Origin of the sequence: Streptomyces sp. NPDC007346, from assembly GCF_040703535.1 — a bacterium.
GTDB lineage: Bacteria > Actinomycetota > Actinomycetes > Streptomycetales > Streptomycetaceae > Streptomyces.
Map to the genome: position 1 here is coordinate 1 of NZ_JBEYKR010000287.1, position 1,949 is coordinate 1,949.

A 1,949-nucleotide genomic window follows, 5' to 3' on the forward strand; every position below is an offset into this window, starting at 1 on the left:
GGCCCCCCGGTCCGCCGCCGTGGCCGGCTTCGCCGCCGCGGGCCCGGTGCCCCGCCGGGTGGCCGCGCTGCTGGGCCCGGTGCCGCCGGACCGGGGCTGGCCGCCCGCGCTCACGCCCGCCGGCGCCGCCGCGTTCGTCGCCGCCGCCGGTACGACCGTCTCGGCGCTCTCCGCGCTCAACGCGGCCGTCGCGCTCTTCCTCGTACTGGAGGCGACGGGGGCGCCGCTGTGACCCCGAGGGGGGCCGGCGCTTAGCAGGCGCGTGCCCGGCGCGTGCCCGGCCCACCGGACCTCCGGTGGGCCGGCGCCGTCGGGTCAGGACGCGCTGGTGTCCAGCGCGGCGAGTGCCTGGGCCCAGCGGACGTACTTCAACTTGGCCAGATCTGCCACCGTCTTCACGTTGAACGCTTCCTGGAGCAGCTCACCGTCGCGGTCCGAGACGCCCTTCAGCGCCGATACCGGAGCCGCGAGGATGGTGGACAGGTCCTTGTCCGCGTAAGCCTTGTCAAGCACCTTGTCCAGGTCGATCTGGGCCACTGCTGCCTCCTGAGAACTCGCTCGTCCGCCGTGACGGCGGCCGGCCCCGGACGGGGCCGCCAGCACAACTGCGGGGAGCCGCAGGTGAGTTCCCGCGGGCTCCGCGGGCCGCTGGAATCGAGCCACACGGAGGTCCGGGCCTTCGGCTCCCCGCTCCCGGGGGAGGGCGGTGCCTCAGGGGGTGTCCCGCTCGGTCGTCTCCCCGCGGATCACCCGGGGAGAGGGCTGGGACGCGCCGCCCTCCTCGTCCTTGAGCGCCCGCTTCTCGCTCTTGAGGATGCGCGCGGCCTTTCCGGCCGACCGCATGAGCTCGGGCAGCCTCTTCACGGCCAGCACCGCCACGATCACCAGGAGAAGGAGAGTGAGCTCGCCGATCCCGAACATGATTGCTGCTTTCTCTGGGGCGGACTGGACGAGAGGTCATCCGGATCCCTGACGGACCGGCAGAGCTGAATCTACAGGGCTGTAGAGTATCCGTTCGCGGGTTCTTGGATCAGGCTCCCCGTACAACCGCCTTTCAGGCCCGCCGTGTTCGGCGGTCTCGGACCACCGGGGAAGCACGATGACGGACCCTACGGCGCGGACAGCGCGCCGCCGGCAGGCGGTGGCCGGGCGCTGCCGGGAGATCACCGAAGCCCGCTGGTTCGCCGTCGTGGTCTTCGCCCTCATCCTCGCCAACGCGGCGGTCCTCGGCATCGAGACGTACTCCGGCCTGACCCGCCGCTGGCACCTGGGCTTACGCACCGTCGAGTACGGCTTCCTCGCCGCGTTCACCGTGGAGATCCTGCTGCGCGCCGGAGCCCACGCGGACCGCCCCGGGGCCTTCTTCCGCGACCCGTGGAACCTCTTCGACCTCGCCGTCGTCCTCTCCGCGTTCCTGCCGGTCATCCGCGAGAACGGCACCATACTGCGGCTGCTGCGCCTGGCCCGTGTGCTGCGCGCCGCCCGCTTCCTGCCGCAGCTGCGGATCATCCTGGTCGCGGTCGGCAGGAGCCTGCCGGGCACCGTCAGCTTCCTCCTCGTCGGAGGCCTGCTGCTCTACCTCTACGCCATGGTCGGCTGGATCTGTTTCTCCGCCGAGGACCCGGAACACTTCGGCTCCCTCGGCCGCGCGGTCCTGACCCTCTTCCTGCTGATGACCCTGGACGGTCTCGGCGACGCGGTGCGCGCGGGCCTGGAGATCTCCCGGTGGAGCATCCTCTACTACGCCTCGTACGTCCTGTTCGCCTCGTTCGTGCTCGTCAACGTCCTGATCGGGGTCGTGATCACCTCCCTGGACGAGGCCCGCTCCATGGAGGCGGACGCCGATGCGGAGGGTAATTCAAGCCGCACTGGCCGTACATCGCGCCGGCGCCGTACCACGCGCTGTATGGCGCGGCGCAGGTGCTGCCGGCGGTGCAGGGCGGGCGCAG

The 1,949-nt window shown here is 71.8% G+C and carries 3 protein-coding genes and 1 pseudogene; 2 read left to right on the plus strand and 2 right to left on the minus strand.

The window, feature by feature from the left end:
• A pseudogene (locus AB0917_RS34065) lies at window positions 1–232 on the plus strand (M56 family peptidase); the annotation flags it as partial.
• An 83-nt stretch (window positions 233–315) separates the two neighbouring features.
• Here AB0917_RS34065 and AB0917_RS34070 read toward each other — a convergent pair.
• Together AB0917_RS34070 and AB0917_RS34075 are read right to left on the minus strand one after the other, a co-directional pair.
• Window positions 316–537, minus strand: coding sequence for a hypothetical protein (locus AB0917_RS34070; RefSeq protein ID WP_366823570.1), 222 nt, complete (start codon window positions 535–537; stop codon window positions 316–318).
• Window positions 538–711: 174 nt separating this feature from the next.
• Complete coding sequence (locus AB0917_RS34075; protein ID WP_366823571.1) at window positions 712–921, minus strand: twin-arginine translocase TatA/TatE family subunit; 210 nt, start codon at window positions 919–921, stop codon at window positions 712–714.
• Between the two features lie 178 nt (window positions 922–1,099).
• On the opposite strand from AB0917_RS34075, the gene AB0917_RS34080 reads away from it, so the two are divergent.
• Window positions 1,100–1,949: ion transporter (locus AB0917_RS34080; protein WP_366823572.1), on the plus strand; the 850-nt coding region annotated here is incomplete at its 3' end.